This is a genomic window from Aeromonas sp. QDB23 (assembly GCF_027707745.1).
GTDB lineage: Bacteria > Pseudomonadota > Gammaproteobacteria > Enterobacterales > Aeromonadaceae > Aeromonas > Aeromonas allosaccharophila.
This window is the reverse complement of record NZ_JAPCJA010000002.1, coordinates 138,853-156,729: the sequence shown is the minus strand read 5'-3', so window position 1 is coordinate 156,729 and position 17,877 is coordinate 138,853. Positions and strand designations below refer to the sequence as shown.

Sequence of the window (17,877 nt, the reverse complement as noted above, 5' to 3'; positions counted from 1 at the left end):
AAAGCGGGCCAGTGGCCCGCTTCGTTTTATGCAGAGTTAACCCCATTCTCACACCGGCGGATGGAAATGGCTGGCTTCGCGGGTGGCCATCTCCTCGTAGGTGGCCCACTTCTGCCACGCCACTTGTTGCGCCACCTGCATCAGCCGCTCGGCCTCCTCCGGATGGCTCTGGGCCAGCACCCGATAACGGGTCTCCTCCTGCCGGTATTCAGCAAGGGGAATGGAGGGGCGCAAGCTATCGAGGCTGAAGGGGTTCTGCCCCGCACTGCGCAGTACCGGGTTGTAGCGCATCAGCGGCCAGTGACCGGAGGCCACGGCCCGTTTTTGCTGGGTCAGGCCAAACTCCATATCGATGCCGTGGGCGATACAGTGGCTGTAGGCGATGATAAGCGACGGGCCCGGATAGGCTTCCGCCTCACGCAAGGCCTGCAGCGCCTGCTGCGGATTGGCACCAAAGGCGATGCGGGCAACATAGACGTTACCGTAGGAGATGGCCTGCAGCGCCACATCCTTCTTGGCCAGCGTCTTGCCTCCCGCCGCGAACTTGGCGACGGCGCCGAGCGGGGTCGATTTCGACATCTGACCGCCGGTGTTGGAGTAGACCTCGGTATCCATCACCAGCACGTTCACGTCGCGCCCGGAGGCGAGCACATGATCGAGCCCCGCCGAACCGATATCATAGGCCCAGCCATCGCCGCCGATGATCCAGACCGAGCGGCGTACCAGCTGATCGATGAGTGACAGCAGCTCGCGAGCCTTGCCGGATTTCACCTCTTCCAGCCGCTCGCGCACTTGCGCCACCCGGGTGCGCTGGGCGCGGATCTCCGACTCCAGCCGCTGCGGGGCAGTGATCAGGGTATCGACCAGCGCCTCCCCCAGCTCCCCCTTCATCGCTTCGAGGGCCGCCACCGCCTGACCGTGATGCTGATCGGCGGTGAGACGAAAACCAAAGCCGAACTCGGCGTTGTCCTCGAACAATGAGTTGGACCAGGCGGGCCCCTTCCCTTCCGCGTTCTTGGCCCACGGCGTGGTCGGCAGGTTGCCGCCATAGATGGAGGAGCAACCGGTGGCGTTGGCCACCAGCATGCGATCGCCAAACAGCTGGGTCAGCAGCTTGAGATACGGGGTCTCGCCACAACCGGCGCAAGCGCCGGAGAACTCGAACAGAGGTTCGAGGAACTGGGCACCGCGCACGGTGGAGAAATCCACCCGCTCGCGGGCAGGCCACGGCAGGCTCTCGAACCAGCGCAGCGCCTGCTTCTGACCAGCAAGATGCGGCGCCTTGTCCATCATGGTGATGGCCCGCTCGCCCTCGTGTTCCTCATCAGCCCCGACCCGCACCGGACAGGCCTGCACGCACTGGCCACAGCCGGTGCAATCCTCCGGATAGAGTTGCAAGGTGTAGCGGCTGTCGGGGAAGCCCTTGGCGGTGACGGGCACCGACTGGGCCGCCTCGGGGGCGGTCGCCAGCCAGTCCTGATGGTAGAACTTGGCCCGCAGCGCCGCGTGGGGGCAGACAAAGACGCAGTTGCCGCACTGAATGCAGATATCGGAATGCCAGATGGGGATCTCGCGGGCGATATCCCGCTTCTCGAAACGGCTGGTGGCGGTGGGGTAAGTACCATCCACCGGCAGCATGGAGACAGGGATCAGATCGCCGCGCCCGGCCAGCATTTCGCCAGTGACCCGCTGGACAAAATCGCTGCCGCCCGGTGCCAGCGGCAACGGATAGTCGCTGATCTGCTCCTCACCGGCCGGGATCACCACCTTGCTCAAGTGAGCCAGGGTATCGTCCACCGCCGCGAAGTTGCGCGCCACCACTTCGGGCCCCTTGCGGGCATAACTCTTCTCGATGCTCTCCTTGATCAGCGCAATCGCCTCGTCCCGTGGCAACACCCCGGCCAGCGCGAAGAAGCAGGTCTGCATGATGGTGTTGATGCGATTGCCCATGCCGTTTTGCTCGGCCACCCGATCCCCATCGATGCAGTAGAGCTGGATATTGAGGGCGCGAATACGGGCCCGCAGCCGCTCGGGCAGCTGGCCCCACACCTTGTCAGCCTCATAGGGGGCATTGAGCAGCAGGGTCGCCCCTTCCGCGGCGTGCTCCAGCAGATCGACCGATTCAACAAAGCCCCACTGGTGACAGCCGATAAAGCTCGCCTGCTCGATAAGCCAGGGGGCGTCGATGGGCTCTGGGCCAAAGCGCAGGTGGGAGACGGTGCGCGAGCCCGACTTCTTGGAGTCGTAGACGAAGTAGCCCTGGGCGTGGAACCCCTCCAGCTCGCCGATGATCTTGATGCTGTTCTTGTTGGCACCCACCGTGCCGTCGGCGCCAAGGCCGAAGAACAGTGCCCGTACCCGGCTGGCGGGCTCCAGATCGCCGATGGGGTGCCAGGCCAGACTGAGGCCCGACACGTCATCGACAATCCCCACGGTAAAGCGCGGGCGCGGCGCATCACAAGCCAGCTCCTCGAACACCGCCGCGCACATGGCGGGGGTGAACTCTTTGGAAGAGAGGCCGTAGCGACCGCCACTGAGCCAGGGCAGCCGCTTGAACAGACCGCGCTGCAAGCCGTCAATCAGGGCACTCTGCACATCCAGCAGCAGCGGCTCGCCGCCCGCCCCCGGCTCCTTGGTGCGATCCAGCACCGCGATGCGCCGCACGCTCGCGGGTAGCGCATCGAGCAGCGCCTGTACCGGGAAGGGGCGATAGAGGCGAATGACCAGCACCCCGGTCTTGCGATCCTGCCGGTTGAGCCAATCCACAGTAGTGCGGGCGGTGGCCGCCCCCGAGCCCATCAGCACGATGACGTCGGTGGCATCGGGCGCGCCGTGATATTCCACCAGCCTGTAGTGGCGGCCGGTCAACTCACCGAGGTTGTCCATGCACTGCTGCACCCGCGCCGGTACCGCCTCGTAGAAGGGGTTGACGCTCTCGCGGGACTGGAAATAGGTATCCGGGTTCTGGGCGGTGCCACGCATCACCGGATGATCCGGGTTGAGGGCCCGGGCTCGGTGGGCGCGTACCCAGTCGTTGTCGATAAGCGCCCGGATCTCGTCCCGATGCAGGGCGGTGATCTTGTTCACCTCGTGGGAGGTACGAAAGCCGTCGAAGAAGTGGATAAAGGGCACCCGGCACTGCAGGGTGACGCTATGGGCGACCAAGGCAAAGTCCTGCGCCTCCTGCACCGAGCCGGAGGCGAGCATGGCAAAGCCGGTGCTGCGCGCCGCCATCACATCCTGATGGTCGCCAAAGATCGACAGCCCCTGTGCCGCCAGCGAACGGGCCGCCACATGGAACACCGCCGCGGTCAATTCACCGGCGATCTTGTACATATTGGGCAGCATCAGCATAAGCCCCTGACTGGCGGTGAAGGTGGTGGCGAGCGCCCCCGCCTGCAAGGCGCCGTGTACCGTACCGGCCGCCCCCCCTTCACTCTGCATCTCCACCACAGTGGGGATATTGCCCCACAGGTTGGTCTGCTTCTCATCCGCCCAAGCATCGGCCAGTTCGGCCATGGTCGAGCTCGGGGTGATGGGGTAGATGGCACACACTTCGCTCAGCTGGTACGCCACCCGGGCTGCGGCTTCATTGCCGTCAACCATGATCAGTTCATGTTTCATTGGGACTCCTCCGGTTGGCGCAGCTCGATGGCGTGACAAGGACACTGGTCATGGCAGGCACCGCAGCCGGTGCAAAGTGCCGCATCGACCTGATAGCCCTTGCCCGGCCCCAGCTTGGCGATGGCCTGCTCGGGGCAGCTACCATAGCAGCCGTCGCACTCGAAGCAGTTGCCGCAGGAGTAGCAGCGCGCCGCCTCGTAGCGGGCGGCCACCTCATCCAACCCGCCGATGATCTCGCCAAAGTCATCCCGTGCCCACGCCGGTTTGACCGGCTGACTGCTGGCGGGCGCGTGGGTCTGAAACCAGAGTTGCAACTGCTCCGGCCCCACCAGCGGGTAAGAGACCATCTTCTGATAGTGGCGACCGCGCAGCCAGGCATCCATATGGCGCGCCGCCTTCTTGCCGTGACCGGTGGCGATGGTGACGGTGCGCTCGGAGGGCACCATGTCGCCGCCCGCAAAGAGACCCGGCACATCCGTCATCAGGTTGCCTGCCACCTGCACCACGCCTTCCTTGTTGACCCGCACGCCGGGAATGCTCTCCAGCACCGAGAGGTCTACCTCCTGACCCAGCGCCAGGATCAGGGAGTCTGCTTCAAGGGTTTCAAACTTGCCGGTCGGCACCGGCTTGCCCTCGGCATCCAGCGCCATCACCTCCACTTCGATGCAGGTGTTGTCGAGCTGGCGGATGCTGCGCAGCCAGTTGATCTTGATCCCCTCCTCCTCGGCCTCATCGGCCTCGAAGGCGTGGGCGGGCATATGATCCCGGTCGCGGCGGTAGATGATCATCGCCTCTTCCACACCGAGGCGGCGGGCGGTGCGAGCCGCGTCCATAGCGGTGTTGCCGCCGCCGTAGATCGCGACCCGCCGTCCCAGTTTTGGCGGTGGCAGGCCCTGCTCTTCGGCCAGACTGGCCTGTTCGAGGAAACTCACCGCATCGAGGATCTTGCCCGCTTCCCGAGCCGGAATATCGACCCGCTTGGCCAGATGGGCGCCAATCGCCATAAAGACGGCGTCAAAGCCCCCCTCGTCGCGCTCGCGCAGCACATCCTCCACCTTGTGGTTGAGGGTCAGGGTCACCCCGGCCGCCACGATGCGGGCCACCTCCCGATCCAGCACGTCGCGGGGCAAGCGGTAGGCGGGAATACCAAAGCGCAGCATGCCGCCCGCCAGTGGCCCCGCCTCGCGGATCTCCACCTGATGGCCGAGCCGGTTGAGATGCCAGGCGCAGGAGAGGCCGGAGGGGCCAGCACCAATCACCAGCACCTTCTTGCCGCTGTCAGGCGCGGGGGCTGCAGGCAGCCAGCCATGGACCAGCGCCTCGTCGCCGAGGAAACGCTCGATGGCGTGGATGGAGACAGATTCATCCACCTGACCGCGGTTGCAGGCGCTCTCGCAGGGGTGGTAGCAGACCCGGCCATGAATGGCGGGCAAGGGGTTCTCTTCGATCAGGGTCTGCCAGGCCGCCTCAAAGCGACCGGCCTGCGCCAAAGAGAGCCAGGCCTGGATATTTTCTCCGGCCGGGCAGGCATGATTGCAGGGTGGCAGGGCTGGCCGCCAAACGGGTAGCCGGGTACGCACCGGGCCTGTTCCCGTTTTCAGGGAGAGATCCGGCAATGGGGTCATGTCCAGTTGTTTGCTCATACATTGCTTTCTTCTTGTTGGGTAACAGGCCCGCTCAGATAGCACTTGATACCGTGTAGCCGAAGCAGACGGTGGCCAGAGAGGGAAGAAGCGAAAGCGTTAGAAACTGGGAACTGAGTCGATAATGGCGGCTTTTTTGTACTGATTAGCGAATCAGGATCAAAAAATGTTGCACTTTATGGTTCATAGAGACCAGAACGTGACTCAAGTAACATCTTCTCCAGCTGACCGCTGGCTTTCAGTTTGGCGAGCCCCCGATTGAAGGTTTTGACCAGCTCGTCAGCATTCTCGCGCTTGCGGCTGATCAGCAGGTGACCTTCGACTTTCATCACGGGTTTTGAATGGGTTGTGAACAGATCGACCGTGCTGGCCGGGTAGAACTGACGCAGGGAGTAGTAACCGACATCGATGTTCTCCAGGGTCAGGTCGGCGCGGCCGGAAAGCAGGAGATCGAAGCTCTGGCGCAGCCGGGTGACGAATTGCACCTGCAGTGGCACCTGTTCGATGGCTGCAAAAAAATCTGCATTGTAGGTATAGCCACTGACCGCAGCCAGCCTGCGTTCTGCCAGATCCCGGTACTCATTCCATTCAAGTGGAACTGACTTGAGATAGAACCAGACATAGGTCTCGCTCAGGATGGGATCGCTGTAGAGATGGCTTTTGCGCCGCTCGCTCGATTCGTACCAGTGGACAGTGCCATCCACCACCCCCTCCTCCGACAAGCGAAAGGCCCGCTTCCAGGGCAGAAACTGGAACTTGACGCTAACCCCCTCACTCTTGAATGCCTCGCTCACTATATGGGGGATCAGCCCCTGATATTTCAGCGTCTCGGAGCAGTAGGGCGGATACTCCCCCGTGGTCAGGGTCAGCTCCTGCGCCCAGAGCCCGTGGCAAAAAAGGCTCCCCGCCAGCAACCAGCTCATTTTCATCCCGATGCCCTCTTAGTACTGTTTTTCCAACTATAGACTGCCGCCGTGAAAGGATTGCCGGATCGCCACGGAACCGCTATGTTGCCCCCTTCCCGAACGAAAACAGCCACTTCACAAGGATCCGGACATGCCAAGGCTAGCCAGCATTCACCTCTACCCCATCAAATCGACGGCAGGCATGCCACTGGCTCGCGCCCGGGTGACCGAAGAGGGGCTCGCCGGGGATCGCCGCTATATGGTGGTCAAGCCGGACGGTACCTTTATCACCGCCCGCACCCACCCCCAACTGCAGCAAGTCGTCGCTACCCCTGTCGATGGCGGTTTGCAACTGCGCTATCCGGGCTTTGAACCGCTCATCCTGCAAGAGGCCGACTTCAGCCGCACCCCGCAGGCCACCGGCGTCTGGAGCGACCGCTTCACCGCCCTGCATACCGACCCAAAAGCCGATGGCTGGCTGAGCCGGGTGGCAGGGGAACCGGTGCAACTGCTCTGGCTGGGTGAAACCTCTGATCGTTTTCGTGAAAAAACCGGCACCCGGGTCAGCTTTGCCGACGGTTATCCGCTGCTGCTGATAAGCCAGGCCTCCATCGAGGATCTCAACCTGCGCTCCGATGCGCTGCACCAGATGAGTCAATTTCGCACCAATCTGGTGGCAAGCGGCACCCGCCCCTTCGAGGAGGACAGCTGGGTGCGCATCCGCATCGGCGAGGTGGAGTTTCAGGTGGTCAAGCCCTGCAGCCGCTGCATCATGACCACGGTGGAAGCGGGTACCGATCGGTTCAATGCCCTGAAAGAGCCGCTGGCGACCCTCACCCGCTACCGCCGTGGCGAGGATGGCGAGGTCTACTTCGGCCAGAATCTGGTGGCGCTGAACGAAGGATGGATCGAGACGGGCAGCGAGATCGAGGTGCTGGAAACGACACGCCCCCCTGTCTACCCCAACGCCGCACCGAAGAAGCGGGAGCTGGTCTGTGTGGCCCGCGAAACGCTGGCGCGGGATCTGGAGACCTTCTGGTTCGAGGCGGCCGATGGCGAACCGCTACCCGACTACCTGCCGGGCCAGCATCTGCCCATCAGTCTCGATATCAAACACGAGCGAGTTCAGCGGCGCTATACCCTGAGCTCCACACCGGAGCAGCCTGAGCGCTGCAGCATCAGCGTCAAGAAGGTGGCGGGGGGCCGCATCTCCCACTGGCTGCACCAGCAGTTGCAGGTAGGTGATCGGCTGTTGGCCGCCACTCCCGCTGGCGAGTTTCACCTGGGCCGCGAGCGCGATCTGCTGTTGTTATCCGCAGGCTCCGGCGTCACCCCCATGCTGGCGATAGCCCGCACCCAGGCGCTGCGCGGGGAGCTGGAAGCCGTTCACTTTATGCACCAGTGCCGCAGTGAAGCGGACATTCCCGCCGCCAGCGAGCTGCACGCCATGGCGCAGCAGGGGATGACCCTGACTATTATCCTGAGCCAGCCAGACAATCACTGGCAGGGGCTGCAAGGGCGACTCAATGATGAGCATCTGCGACGGGTCAACGGGCTGGCCGGGAAAGAGGTCTTTATCTGCGGCCCCCACGGCTTTATGGCCGATGCCGCCGCCCGAGTCGCCGCCCTCGGCGTTCCGGCCGAGCGCATCCGCCAGGAGAGTTTTGGCGGCGCCATTATCTCGGTAGCCCGCCCCCATCAGGCGGTACAACTGCGCATCGGCACCCAGGCCTTCACCGGCAACAATCAGGGTACCGTGCTGGATCAGGCCAACAAACAGGGCGTAGAGCTGCCCTGGAGCTGCCGCGCCGGGATCTGCGGCAGTTGCAAGCAGACGCTGGTCTCGGGCGAGGTGGATCACCCCGATGCCCCCGCCATTACCGCCGCCGAACGGGCCGAGGGCAAGATCCTCACCTGCTGCGCCGTGCCGCTGACCGATCTGGAGATCTTGTGATCTGGTGATCGGGCCGCGTTAACTCACTCTCACTCAGATGACCGGGGAATTGACCCCGGTCATTTTTTTGCCGATGGCGCCGCCCCGTTTCTGCTTATTTCCGTTCATCGTCCTCGGAGCAAGCTTTCCCTTCCTATAATCACAGAGCAAAAAGCCTTGCCAGCCATTGACTTGGCAATGCGCCACAAGACGCTCCCTGATGAGAATAAGGACGCTCCACCATGGAACAGAACAAGCCCGCCTTTCAGCTCAACCTGCTGCTATCCGTCATTACCCTGATCCTGCTGTCACTGGTATTTTTCGCCTACAGCTGGGCGGGGAAACAGCAGGAAGAGAGCTATCGGCAACAATATGTCTCCTACCTGCTGGCCGATGAGCTGCGCCAATCCTCCGATGATCTGACCCGACTCGGGCGCACCTACGTCATCACCAAGGATCCCGCCTACGAGCAGCAGTACATGCGGATCCTGGCCATTCGCAACGGCGAGCAACCGAGGCCGGAAGGCTACAACCGTATCTACTGGGACTTTGTCGCCGCCAACGGTCAGAATCCCCGACCCGATAGCAACCAGCGCCGCGGCCTGATCGACCTGATGAAGGATGCCGGTTTTACCGACGGGGAGCTCGCCAAACTCAACGAAGCCAAAAACAACTCGGATGCGCTGGTCAACACCGAGGTGGCCGCCTTCAAGCTGGTGCAGCAGACCGATGGCGATCTCGCCGCCAATCAGCAACAAGCCATCGCCATGATGCATGACAAGGCCTATCACCAGAACAAGGGGCGCATCATGTCCCCCATCGATGACTTTTACGTGATGATGGAGCAGCGCAACCAGGAGGCGGTCGAGAGCGCCATCTCCCATACCGATATGCTGCGCTATCTCTTTATCGCCCTCGGTCTGGTGTTGATGTTCTTCCTCTGGCGCACCTATCGCTCCCTGCTCGATCTGGTGGGCACCTCGGTCGAACAGCTCAAGACCGATCTTCATCTGCTGGCGGAAGGGGACTTCTCGCGTCCCATCAAGGTGCCGCAAGGCTCGAAAGAGAGCCTGATCGGCCTGCTCGGCGGCATGCAGACCACCCTCAAAGGGATCATCGCCAAGGTCTCCCACTCCACCGAAGAGTTGTCCGACTCTGCCGACAGCATCGCCCAGATCGCCGAACAGACCGCCCAGTTCGCCACCTCCCAGCAGACCAGTACCCAGACCATGGCCGCTGCTATCGAGGAGCTGGTGGTGAGCATCAGCCATCTCTCCGACAATGCCACCCATGCCGACGAGCTGAGCAAGGTCTCCGCCAATACCCTGGAGGAGGGATCCGGCGTTATCAAGGAGACCCTCGGCAGCATCGAGAACATCTCCACCACGGTAGGGGAAGCGGCCAGCACCATCTCCGAACTCAATGGTCATACCCAGCAGATTTCGGAGATCATCGGGGTGATCCGCGGCATTGCCGATCAGACCAACCTGCTGGCGCTCAACGCCGCCATCGAGGCGGCGCGTGCGGGTGAACAAGGGCGCGGCTTTGCGGTGGTGGCCGACGAGGTGCGCAATCTGGCCAGTCGCTCGGCGGCGTCAACCCAGCAGATCACCGGGATGATCAGCAAGATCCAGAGCGGGGCGGATGCCTCCATCCGCAGCATGGAGAACACGGTCAACAACGTCTCCCGCGGGGTCACGCTGGCCAACCAGACCGGCGAGGCGATCGCCAGTATCCAGAGTCACGCCTCCAACCTCACCGGCCTGATGGGGGAGATCAGCCACACCCTGCGCGAGCAGTCCACCGCCGCCAACGAGGTGGTCTCTACCGTCGGCAACATCACCTCTCTCTCCGAGCAATCGGGGGATGCCGCCCGCCACGTGTCGCAAGAGGCGGCCAAGCTCAAGCAGCTGTCACGGGTGCTGCGCCAGGAGATGGGGCACTTCAAACTTTAAAAATGCTGCAAAGCAAAACGGCTGCCAAAAGGCAGCCGTTTTTTTATTCAGGGTTATCCCCTGTCATCCAGCATCGATCATCCACGCAGGGCGGCGATGCGCTGCTCGATGGGCGGGTGGCTCATGAACAGCTCGCTCATGGAGCGCTTGCCGTTGATGCCAAAGGCCATCATGGAGCCTTCCAGCTGCGGCTCGGCACCGCGGGAGAGGCGCTCAAGGGCGGCAATCATCTTGTCACGACCGGCCAGCTTGGCGGCACCGGCATCGGCACGGAACTCGCGCTGACGGCTGAACCACATGACGATGATGGAGGCCAGAATACCGAACAGCATCTCCAGCACGAACACGGTGATCATGTAGGCAAAACCGCCGGTGCTGCTGCTCTCTTCCTCGTTGTTGGAGCTGAAGAAGTTGCTGATGACGCCAGCCACGATACGGGCGAAGAACATCACGAAGGTGTTCACCACCCCCTGGATCAGGGTCAGGGTCACCATGTCGCCATTGGCCACGTGGCTAACCTCGTGGGCCAGTACCGCTTCCGCCTCGTCACGACTCATGCTGTAGAGCAGGCCGGAGGAGACCGCCACCAGCGAATCATCGCGGCGGGCGCCGGTGGCAAAGGCGTTCATCTCGGGAGAGTCGTAGATCCCCACTTCCGGCATCTTGATACCCGCTTCGCGGGCCTGACGGGCCACAGTACTCACCAGCCAGTGCTCGGTCTCGTTACGGGGTTGCTCGATGACCTGGACGCCATAGCTGCGCTTGGCCATCCACTTGGACATCAGCAAGGAGATAAAGGAACCCCCAAAACCGAACACGGCACAGAACACCAACAGCCCGGAAATGCTGGACTTGTTGATCCCCAGAACCGAGAACAGGATATTGAGTACCACCCCCAGCACCAGCATGACGGCCAGGTTGGTCACCAGGAATAGCATAATTCGCTTCATATAGACTCCTTGTGAAGATAAAGGACATGACCGGGGACCACTCGGGATCCCCACCTGATCATGTTAATGTCGACATTCTAGGGAGATTCGATGAATGTTCGCTGAATATGCCGTCACAGTAGCGGCGAGATATCGATACGCCCCTGCAAATTGGCTTCAAGCGGATTGTTTATAAACGGAATTTCACCGAGGAAGGGGGCTGGCAGCAAGCCCCTCAGGGTGTCCAGATTTTCCTGATAATGACTCATGGAACCATGGAGCCGATTAATTACCCAGCCCGCTACCGGCAGCTGGTCGTTGCGAATGGCGGCAAAGGTGAGCAGCGCATGGTTGAGGCAACCCAGCTTGGCCCCCACCACCATGATCACCGCCATGTTCTCCTGCTTGACCCAGTCCGACAGCAGATGCTTGCGATCAAGCGGCAGATACCAGCCCCCCGCCCCCTCCACCACCGTGATCTCGGCACCAGCCTGCTCTATCTTGCGCAGCCCATCGCTCAACCCCTCCATGGTGATGGGTTGACGCGCCTCGCTGGCGGCGATGTGGGGCGCAATCGGTGGCTCGTAGGCAAACGGATTGACCACCTCGTAAGACAGCGGCAGGCTCGCAGCCTCCTGCAACAGGACGGCATCGAGGTTGCGCAGCCCGTCCGAAGTGCGGGCACACCCTGCCGAGACCGGCTTGTAGCCCGCGCACTTGATCCCCTGTGCGCTGAATTCACGCAGCAAAGTGCGCGCCACCAACGTCTTGCCCACATCGGTATCGGTGCCGGTGATAAAGAATGATTTCATACGGTTCTCTCCTTGGCAGGGAGTGGCACACTGCCCTGCACATACTGCAATTCCCGGCGCTCAGCGAGGCTTGCTGATACGGCCGAGGCACACCCGATAACTGGCGACCAGCCTGCCGTCGGGCTGGCGAAACGCCTCATACGCCTGAGCCAGCTGCTGCAATCTGGCGCGACCGCTCAGACCGGCCGGGGCGGCGCCTCCCTGATTATCGTTAACCTGATTGGCCCCGATCCCCTTGAGATCGCGCAGCAGCTGCGGCAATTCAAGATAGGCGAGATCCCAGGTGACACACCGCAGCTCGGGAGAGGCGACCCCGGCGGCGGCCAGCGCCTGCTCCAATTGTGGAAGGCTGAGGAAGCGATTGACATGGGCGCGGCCATCAAGCTGCTGCCAGGCGGCTCGCAACTGCCAGAGCGACTCATCAAGCAGGGTCGAGAAAAAGATCTGGCCGCCCGGTTTGACCACCCGCAGCAGCTCGCCGAAGGCGTGCGCCGGACGTTCGCACCACTGCAACGCCAGACTGGAGAAGACCCAGTCGAACGCGTTATCGGCGAAAGGAAGCTGCTCCGCATCACCGCAGAGCAGGCGGGCACCGCTGGCGCGCTGGGCAGCCTGCGCCAGCATGCCGGGGGCGAGATCCAGCCCCACCAGCTGGTGACAGCGGTTCGCCAGTTGAGGCAAGAAAAAACCGGTGCCGCAGCCCAGATCCAGCCCGCTCACCGTCAGATCAGTGCCAACCGACCTGTCCGGCATCCATTCCAGCAGCGCCTGACCCACCTCCTGCTGAAAGTGGGCGTGGGCATCGTAATGACGGGCGGCGGCGCCGAAACGGCGAGCAAGCTGCGCCTTGTCCACCGACTGGAAGCGCTCATCCATGGTGAGCCCCCTCCGAAGTGGCACTGCCTGAGCAGGGGCCGAGGGCATCGAGCAGGCGATCCACATCCTGTTCGCGGTGAGCCGCGCTCAAGGTAATGCGCAGCCGCGCGGTACCGACCGGCACCGTGGGCGGGCGAATGGCGCTCACCCAGACGCCGCATTCGCGCAGTCGTTCGGCCAGTTGCAGCGCGGCACTGCTCTCCCCCACCAGCAGCGGCTGGATCGGGGTGTCGCTCGCACCGAGTGGCCAGCCAAGCCCCTCTGCCCCCTGCCGAAAGCGGGCGATAAGGCGAGCGAGGTGGGCGCGGGCCTCGTCGGCGGCGCGCACCAGCTCGATACTCTTGCTGACCGCGCAAGCCTGGGCGGCGGGCATATGGGTGCTGTAGACATAGTGGCGGGCGAAATTGACCAGATACTCCACCAGCTCGCGGCTGCCGCCGACAAAGGCACCGGCGACGCCGAGCGCCTTGCCAAAGGTGCCCATCTGGATGTGTATGCTGGCCGGATCTACTCCCTGCGCAGCCAGCGTGCCGCGCCCCTCGGGCCCCAGCACGCCGAGGCCGTGGGCATCGTCGATCATCAGCCAGTTGCCGCTTTGGGCGGCGAGTGTTGCGAGCTCGCGCCAGGGAGCCTGATCCCCATCCATGCTGAACACACCTTCAGAGACAATCAGCCCGCGATTCGGCTCAAGCTGCCGCTCAAGGGCCGCCATATCGTTGTGACCGAAGCGCTTCATCTTGCAGGGCAGCTGGCTGCCCATCTCCTGCAGGGAGGCGTGGTTGAGTTTGTCCTGCCACAGCAGATGCTCCTTGCCAAGCAGCGCTTTGAGCACCGCCTGATTGGCGGAAAAACCGCAGTTGAACAGCAGCACAGCCTCCACCCCCAACCAGTCAGCAAGCGCCTCTTCCAACTGCTGGTGGGCCCGGCAGTAACCGGTTACCAGCGGCGAGGCGCCGGCACCGGCGCCATAGCGCTCAATCCCCGCTTGGAAGGCGGCCTTGATGGCGGGATGACCGGTAAGCCCCAGATAGTCGTTGGCGGAGAAATTGAGGTAATCACGCCCGGCCACCTGTAACCGCCCTGCCACACTGCCTTGCGTCGCGATGCGGCGACGCAGCAGATTGGCCTGCTCGCGCCCGGCCAGCGCCGTGCCCAATGCAAAGGGACCTGTGACTGCAGGGCCAGTCATGACCGCACGGCCCCTGCACGGGGGCGAGTGGCGTCATAAAACAGCTCGGCAGGTTCGCTCTGGCGACTCACCTCGGCCAGCAGATCCTCTTCTTGGACCTGATCCGGCTTCTGGGCCCGCTGGGCAGGGCGAATGCCGAGCCGCTTGAACAGCTGCATGTCGCTGTTTTCGTCCGGGTTAGGCGTGGTCAGCAGCTTGCAGCCGTAGAAGATGGAGTTGGCGCCCGCCATAAAGCACATCGCCTGCATCTGCTCGTTCATCTTCTCCCGCCCGGCGGAGAGGCGTACATGGGAGGCGGGCATCATGATCCGTGCCACCGCGATGGTGCGGATAAATTCGAACGGATCGAGGTTCTCTTCGTTCTCCAGCGGCGTCCCCTTCACCTTGACCAGCATGTTGATGGGCACGCTCTCTGGGTGGCGTGGCAGGTTGGCCAGCGCTATCAGCAGGCCCGCCCGATCCTTGGCCTGCTCGCCCATACCGACGATGCCGCCGGAGCAGACCTTCATGCCCGCGCCGCGCACATGCTCCAGCGTATCGAGCCGATCCTGATAGGTGCGGGTGGAGATGATCTCGCCATAAAACTCCGGCGAGGTGTCGAGGTTGTGGTTGTAGTAATCGAGCCCCGCAGCGCCGAGGCGCGCCGCCTGATCGGCGGTGAGCATCCCCAGGGTCATGCAGGTCTCCATCCCCAGCCCACGCACCTCTTCAATCATCCGGATGATGTAGGGCATGTCTTTTTCTTTGGGATTGCGCCAGGCGGCCCCCATGCAAAAGCGTGACGAGCCGTTGGCCTTGGCTTCGCGGGCCCGCTCCAGCACCTTTTCCACCTCCATCAGCCGTTCGGCTTCGAGCCCGGTGTGGTAGCGGGCACTCTGGGGGCAATATTTGCAATCTTCCGGGCAGGCACCGGTCTTGATGGAGAGCAATGTGCTCACCTGTACTTCATTCGGGTCGAAATGGGCGCGGTGGACAGTCTGGGCCTGGAACAGCAGATCGTTGAATGGCAGGACAAACAGGGCCTGAACCTCGGCGAGAGTCCAGTCATGACGAAGGGCGTGACCGCCCGCGGTGAGAGCATTCATACATGGCTTCCGGTTGTTATTAGTGGGATCCTGCGCCCGCCATCTTGGGATGGACGGCCACAAAACCCGCCGCCGGGCCTGCGCGCTCAGGGTGATGCGCAGTGCCAAGTGGCTGAAATTGTTGGCTAGTGTAGAGAGCACGCGTAGACTGTCAACACCGACCAGATCAAACTAATTGACAACAGAATAACAAATGACCAATCAAGAATTCGACCTGCACCACATCTGGCACCCCTATACCTCCCTCACTCACCCCCTGCCCTGCTATGAAGTGGCCAGCGCCAAGGGCGTGACCCTCACCCTCAGCGATGGCCGCGAACTGGTGGATGGCATGAGCTCCTGGTGGGCTTGCGTGCACGGCTATCAGGTGCCTGAACTGGACGCTGCCGCCACCGCCCAGCTCGGCAAGATGTCTCACGTGATGTTCGGCGGCCTGACCCACGCTCCGGCGGTCGAGCTCTGTCGCAAACTGGTGGAGATCACCCCGGCGGGTCTGGATCGGGTGTTTCTGGCCGATTCCGGCTCGGTGGCAGTGGAAGTGGCGCTCAAGATGGCCCAGCAGTACTGGCACAGCAAAGGAACGCCCAGAGCCAAGTTCCTCACCCTGCGCAGCGGCTATCACGGCGATACCTTTGGCGCCATGAGCGTCTGCGATCCGGAGGGCGGGATGCATGAGCTCTACCAGGGATTCCTGCCAGAGCACTACTTCGCCCCGGCCCCCAGCTGCCGCTTCCACGCCGAGTGGGACGAGCAGTGCGTGGTGGAGCTGGCAACGCTGGTAGCCGATCATCACGAAGAGATCGCCGCCATCGTGCTCGAGCCCATAGTGCAGGGGGCTGGCGGCATGCGCTTCTATCACCCCCGCTACCTGCAGTGGGTGCGCGCCCTGTGCGACGAGTTCGGTGTGCTGCTGATTGCCGACGAGATTGCCACCGGCTTTGGCCGCACCGGCCAGCTGTTTGCCTGCGACTGGGCGGGGATCAGCCCCGACATCATGTGTCTGGGCAAGGCGCTTACCGGCGGCTATCTCACCCTCTCGGCGACCCTGACCACCGAGCATGTCGCCCGCACCATCTGCGACGGCAAGGCGGGGGTCTTTATGCACGGCCCTACTTTTATGGGTAATCCGCTTGCCTGCGCGGTGGCCAACGCTTCCATCGATCTGCTGCTGGCCTCGCCGTGGCAGGAGCGGGTGCGCGCCATCGAACATCAACTGCGTACCGAGCTGGTGCAGCTGACCCTGCACCCGGCGGTCGCCGACGTGCGGGTACTCGGCGCCATCGGGGTGGTGGAGATGAAAGAGCGGGTGGATGTGGCGCGCATCCAGCGCAAGTTTGTCGAACTGGGCGCCTGGATCCGCCCGTTTGGCAAGCTGATCTACCTGATGCCTCCCTTCGTCATCACCCCGGAAGAACTGCGTGTATTGACCGGCGCCATCAGTCAGGCCATCGCCGAGGGCGAGTTTTAAGGCACGGGACGGGCGGCCATCTCGGGCCGCCCGTTTGACTGCCCGCATTTGATATATAAAGAGGGCAACTTTATCCCCGTCACTGCGGTTTCACTTGCCGTAATGTGAGCAAAACACCAGACCTGAGGCGCCAAGAGGGGTAAACTGCTGCGGTTTTACCATCAAGAAAGACTGCCCATGCGCCTCTCCATTGCTGCCAAAATCAACTTTTTCCTGCTCTTCATCTTCTCCATGGTACTGGTCTTCTCCGCCGCCTATCAGGCGGTGCGCGAGCGCGATCTCATCCTGACCCTCATCAAGGAGCAGAGCCGCGAGCAGACCGAAGCCTACTTCGACGGCCTCAACATGCTGATGCTGACCGGCAAGATGGATGCCCGCGATACCCTGCGCGGCAAGTTTCTCGATCATGCCCATGTTGAGGATGCCCGCATCGTCCGTGGCGAGGCGGTGAGCAAACTGTACGGGCCGGGCCGGGAGAGCGAACAGAGCAAGGATGAATATGATCAGCTGGCACTGGCCGGTAAAGGGAGTCTGGAAGTCGTTCACGACGGCATGCACAGCCGTCTGGTGGTGACCCGACCGCTGTTGGCCAAGAAGGACTTTCGCGGCACCGACTGCACCAGCTGCCATCTGGTGCCGGAGAATACCGTGCTCGGCGCGGTGCGCTTTGACTACTCCCTCGACTCGCTGTTTACCCGGGTCGAACAGAACATCCTCACCTCGGCGCTCATTCTCACCGGCATCTTCGGGCTGGGGCTGCTGCTGACCCTCTGGGTCATCCGCACCTGGATCGTGCGCCCTCTCAACCAGTTGACCCGTTCCATGGAAGAGGCGACCGATTTGCACGACTTCGGCCACCGGCTGGAGGGAGATGACGGCGACGAGATTGGCCGGGTGGCTGTGGCCTACAACCAGATGCTCGACAGCGTGGAGCGCCAGCTCGGCAAGCGCCCCAAGGCCAGCAGGCAGGAGCCGGATCAGCCCCGTTGAGGCGGGCGATTAACCGACGTAATAGAAGAGCAATCCGGCGATCAGCACCAGCAACAGGATCGCCAGATTGACATGCAGGGCATCATCCCGACGGCGGCTGCGGTTGCGCTCCAGCAGCAACACCGCCAGCGTCAGGGCGCAGCAGCCCCAGAGTCCGTGTACCAGCCAGGGGGTCAGCGCCGGATCCCAATAGTCGCGCACCTTGATCCCGCCATAGACCAGAAAACCGTAGGCAATCTCCGGGCGGGCATAGTGATAGAGCGAGAGCAGCACGATAAAGCCGCCCCAGCAGAGCAGCACCAGCACCCGCAACACCCGTGTCAGCCAATCTGGCCCCTGCCGCCGCTCTTTCACCCACCTCTCCTGCGCCCGTGACACTCTTGTTGAGTGAACCATGCCGAAAACCCCACCAGAGTCCGACATTTTTGCTTGTTTATCAAACCCGCGCGGGTAAGATTGTCGGCTTAG

Annotated in this window: 13 protein-coding genes; 4 read left to right on the top strand and 9 right to left on the bottom strand. The window is 62.7% G+C overall.

The features are described 5' to 3' along the window. Positions 1-48 precede the first annotated feature (48 nt). The 3 genes from nifJ to PG888_RS01755 form a co-directional block, all read right to left on the bottom strand. Positions 49-3,624 carry a pyruvate:ferredoxin (flavodoxin) oxidoreductase gene (gene nifJ, locus PG888_RS01765; RefSeq protein ID WP_182939279.1) on the bottom strand — a complete coding sequence of 1,192 codons (3,576 nt, stop codon included), beginning with the start codon at positions 3,622-3,624 and terminating at the stop codon, positions 49-51. Beyond that, complete coding sequence (locus tag PG888_RS01760) at positions 3,621-5,267, bottom strand: NAD(P)-binding protein (RefSeq protein WP_182939278.1); 1,647 nt, start codon at positions 5,265-5,267, stop codon at positions 3,621-3,623. Before PG888_RS01760 ends, nifJ begins: the two co-directional genes overlap by 4 nt. 176 nt (positions 5,268-5,443) lie before the next feature. Beyond that, positions 5,444-6,190 carry a substrate-binding periplasmic protein gene (locus PG888_RS01755; RefSeq protein ID WP_232099213.1) on the bottom strand — a complete coding sequence of 249 codons (747 nt, stop codon included), beginning with the start codon at positions 6,188-6,190 and terminating at the stop codon, positions 5,444-5,446. Positions 6,191-6,323: 133 nt separating this feature from the next. Between PG888_RS01755 and PG888_RS01750 the strand changes: the two genes are divergently transcribed. Continuing rightward, positions 6,324-8,126 (top strand): MOSC N-terminal beta barrel domain-containing protein, encoded by a 1,803-nt coding sequence (locus PG888_RS01750; protein ID WP_182939276.1) that lies wholly within the window; start codon positions 6,324-6,326, stop codon positions 8,124-8,126. A 221-nt stretch (positions 8,127-8,347) separates the two neighbouring features. Next, positions 8,348-10,060, top strand: a complete 1,713-nt coding sequence (locus tag PG888_RS01745; RefSeq protein ID WP_182939275.1) for a methyl-accepting chemotaxis protein — start codon at positions 8,348-8,350, stop codon at positions 10,058-10,060. A 77-nt stretch (positions 10,061-10,137) separates the two neighbouring features. Here PG888_RS01745 and htpX read toward each other — a convergent pair whose 3' ends face one another. From htpX to bioB, 5 genes are all read right to left on the bottom strand, one after another. Further along, positions 10,138-11,010, bottom strand: a complete 873-nt coding sequence (htpX, locus tag PG888_RS01740; protein ID WP_005337890.1) for a protease HtpX — start codon at positions 11,008-11,010, stop codon at positions 10,138-10,140. Positions 11,011-11,123: 113 nt separating this feature from the next. Then, complete coding sequence (gene bioD / locus PG888_RS01735) at positions 11,124-11,801, bottom strand: dethiobiotin synthase (RefSeq protein WP_182939274.1); 678 nt, start codon at positions 11,799-11,801, stop codon at positions 11,124-11,126. 60 nt (positions 11,802-11,861) lie between these two features. Next, complete coding sequence (bioC, locus tag PG888_RS01730; RefSeq protein WP_182939273.1) at positions 11,862-12,677, bottom strand: malonyl-ACP O-methyltransferase BioC; 816 nt, start codon at positions 12,675-12,677, stop codon at positions 11,862-11,864. Next, on the bottom strand, positions 12,670-13,866 hold the full coding sequence (bioF, locus tag PG888_RS01725) for an 8-amino-7-oxononanoate synthase (protein WP_182939272.1): 1,197 nt from the start codon (positions 13,864-13,866) through the stop codon (positions 12,670-12,672). The genes bioC and bioF overlap by 8 nt, the downstream gene beginning before the upstream one ends. Beyond that, complete coding sequence (gene bioB / locus PG888_RS01720) at positions 13,863-14,951, bottom strand: biotin synthase BioB (RefSeq protein ID WP_182939271.1); 1,089 nt, start codon at positions 14,949-14,951, stop codon at positions 13,863-13,865. The genes bioF and bioB overlap by 4 nt, the downstream gene beginning before the upstream one ends. Before the next feature lie 193 nt (positions 14,952-15,144). Between bioB and bioA the strand changes: the two genes are divergently transcribed. Both bioA and PG888_RS01710 read left to right on the top strand, forming a co-directional pair. After that, entirely contained in the window at positions 15,145-16,419 is a 1,275-nt protein-coding gene (gene bioA, locus PG888_RS01715) for an adenosylmethionine--8-amino-7-oxononanoate transaminase (RefSeq protein ID WP_182939270.1), read from the top strand. Positions 16,420-16,596: 177 nt separating this feature from the next. Beyond that, on the top strand, positions 16,597-17,409 hold the full coding sequence (locus PG888_RS01710; protein WP_182939269.1) for a HAMP domain-containing protein: 813 nt from the start codon (positions 16,597-16,599) through the stop codon (positions 17,407-17,409). A gap of 9 nt (positions 17,410-17,418) precedes the next feature. Here PG888_RS01710 and PG888_RS01705 read toward each other — a convergent pair whose 3' ends face one another. Beyond that, entirely contained in the window at positions 17,419-17,763 is a 345-nt protein-coding gene (locus tag PG888_RS01705) for a hypothetical protein (RefSeq protein ID WP_182939268.1), read from the bottom strand. Positions 17,764-17,877 lie beyond the last annotated feature (114 nt).

Excerpts from the sequence above, each read along its gene's own strand:
- nifJ (WP_182939279.1), bottom strand. The coding sequence starts at position 3,624 with ATGAAACATGAACTGATCATGGTTGACGGCAATGAAGCCGCAGCCCGG.
- PG888_RS01760 (WP_182939278.1), bottom strand. The coding sequence starts at position 5,267 with ATGAGCAAACAACTGGACATGACCCCATTGCCGGATCTCTCCCTGAAA.
- PG888_RS01755 (WP_232099213.1), bottom strand. The coding sequence starts at position 6,190 with ATGAGCTGGTTGCTGGCGGGGAGCCTTTTTTGCCACGGGCTCTGGGCG.
- PG888_RS01750 (WP_182939276.1), top strand. The coding sequence starts at position 6,324 with ATGCCAAGGCTAGCCAGCATTCACCTCTACCCCATCAAATCGACGGCA.
- PG888_RS01745 (WP_182939275.1), top strand. The coding sequence starts at position 8,348 with ATGGAACAGAACAAGCCCGCCTTTCAGCTCAACCTGCTGCTATCCGTC.
- htpX (WP_005337890.1), bottom strand. The coding sequence starts at position 11,010 with ATGAAGCGAATTATGCTATTCCTGGTGACCAACCTGGCCGTCATGCTG.
- bioD (WP_182939274.1), bottom strand. The coding sequence starts at position 11,801 with ATGAAATCATTCTTTATCACCGGCACCGATACCGATGTGGGCAAGACG.
- bioC (WP_182939273.1), bottom strand. The coding sequence starts at position 12,677 with ATGGATGAGCGCTTCCAGTCGGTGGACAAGGCGCAGCTTGCTCGCCGT.
- bioF (WP_182939272.1), bottom strand. The coding sequence starts at position 13,866 with ATGACTGGCCCTGCAGTCACAGGTCCCTTTGCATTGGGCACGGCGCTG.
- bioB (WP_182939271.1), bottom strand. The coding sequence starts at position 14,951 with ATGAATGCTCTCACCGCGGGCGGTCACGCCCTTCGTCATGACTGGACT.
- bioA (WP_182939270.1), top strand. The coding sequence starts at position 15,145 with ATGACCAATCAAGAATTCGACCTGCACCACATCTGGCACCCCTATACC.
- PG888_RS01710 (WP_182939269.1), top strand. The coding sequence starts at position 16,597 with ATGCGCCTCTCCATTGCTGCCAAAATCAACTTTTTCCTGCTCTTCATC.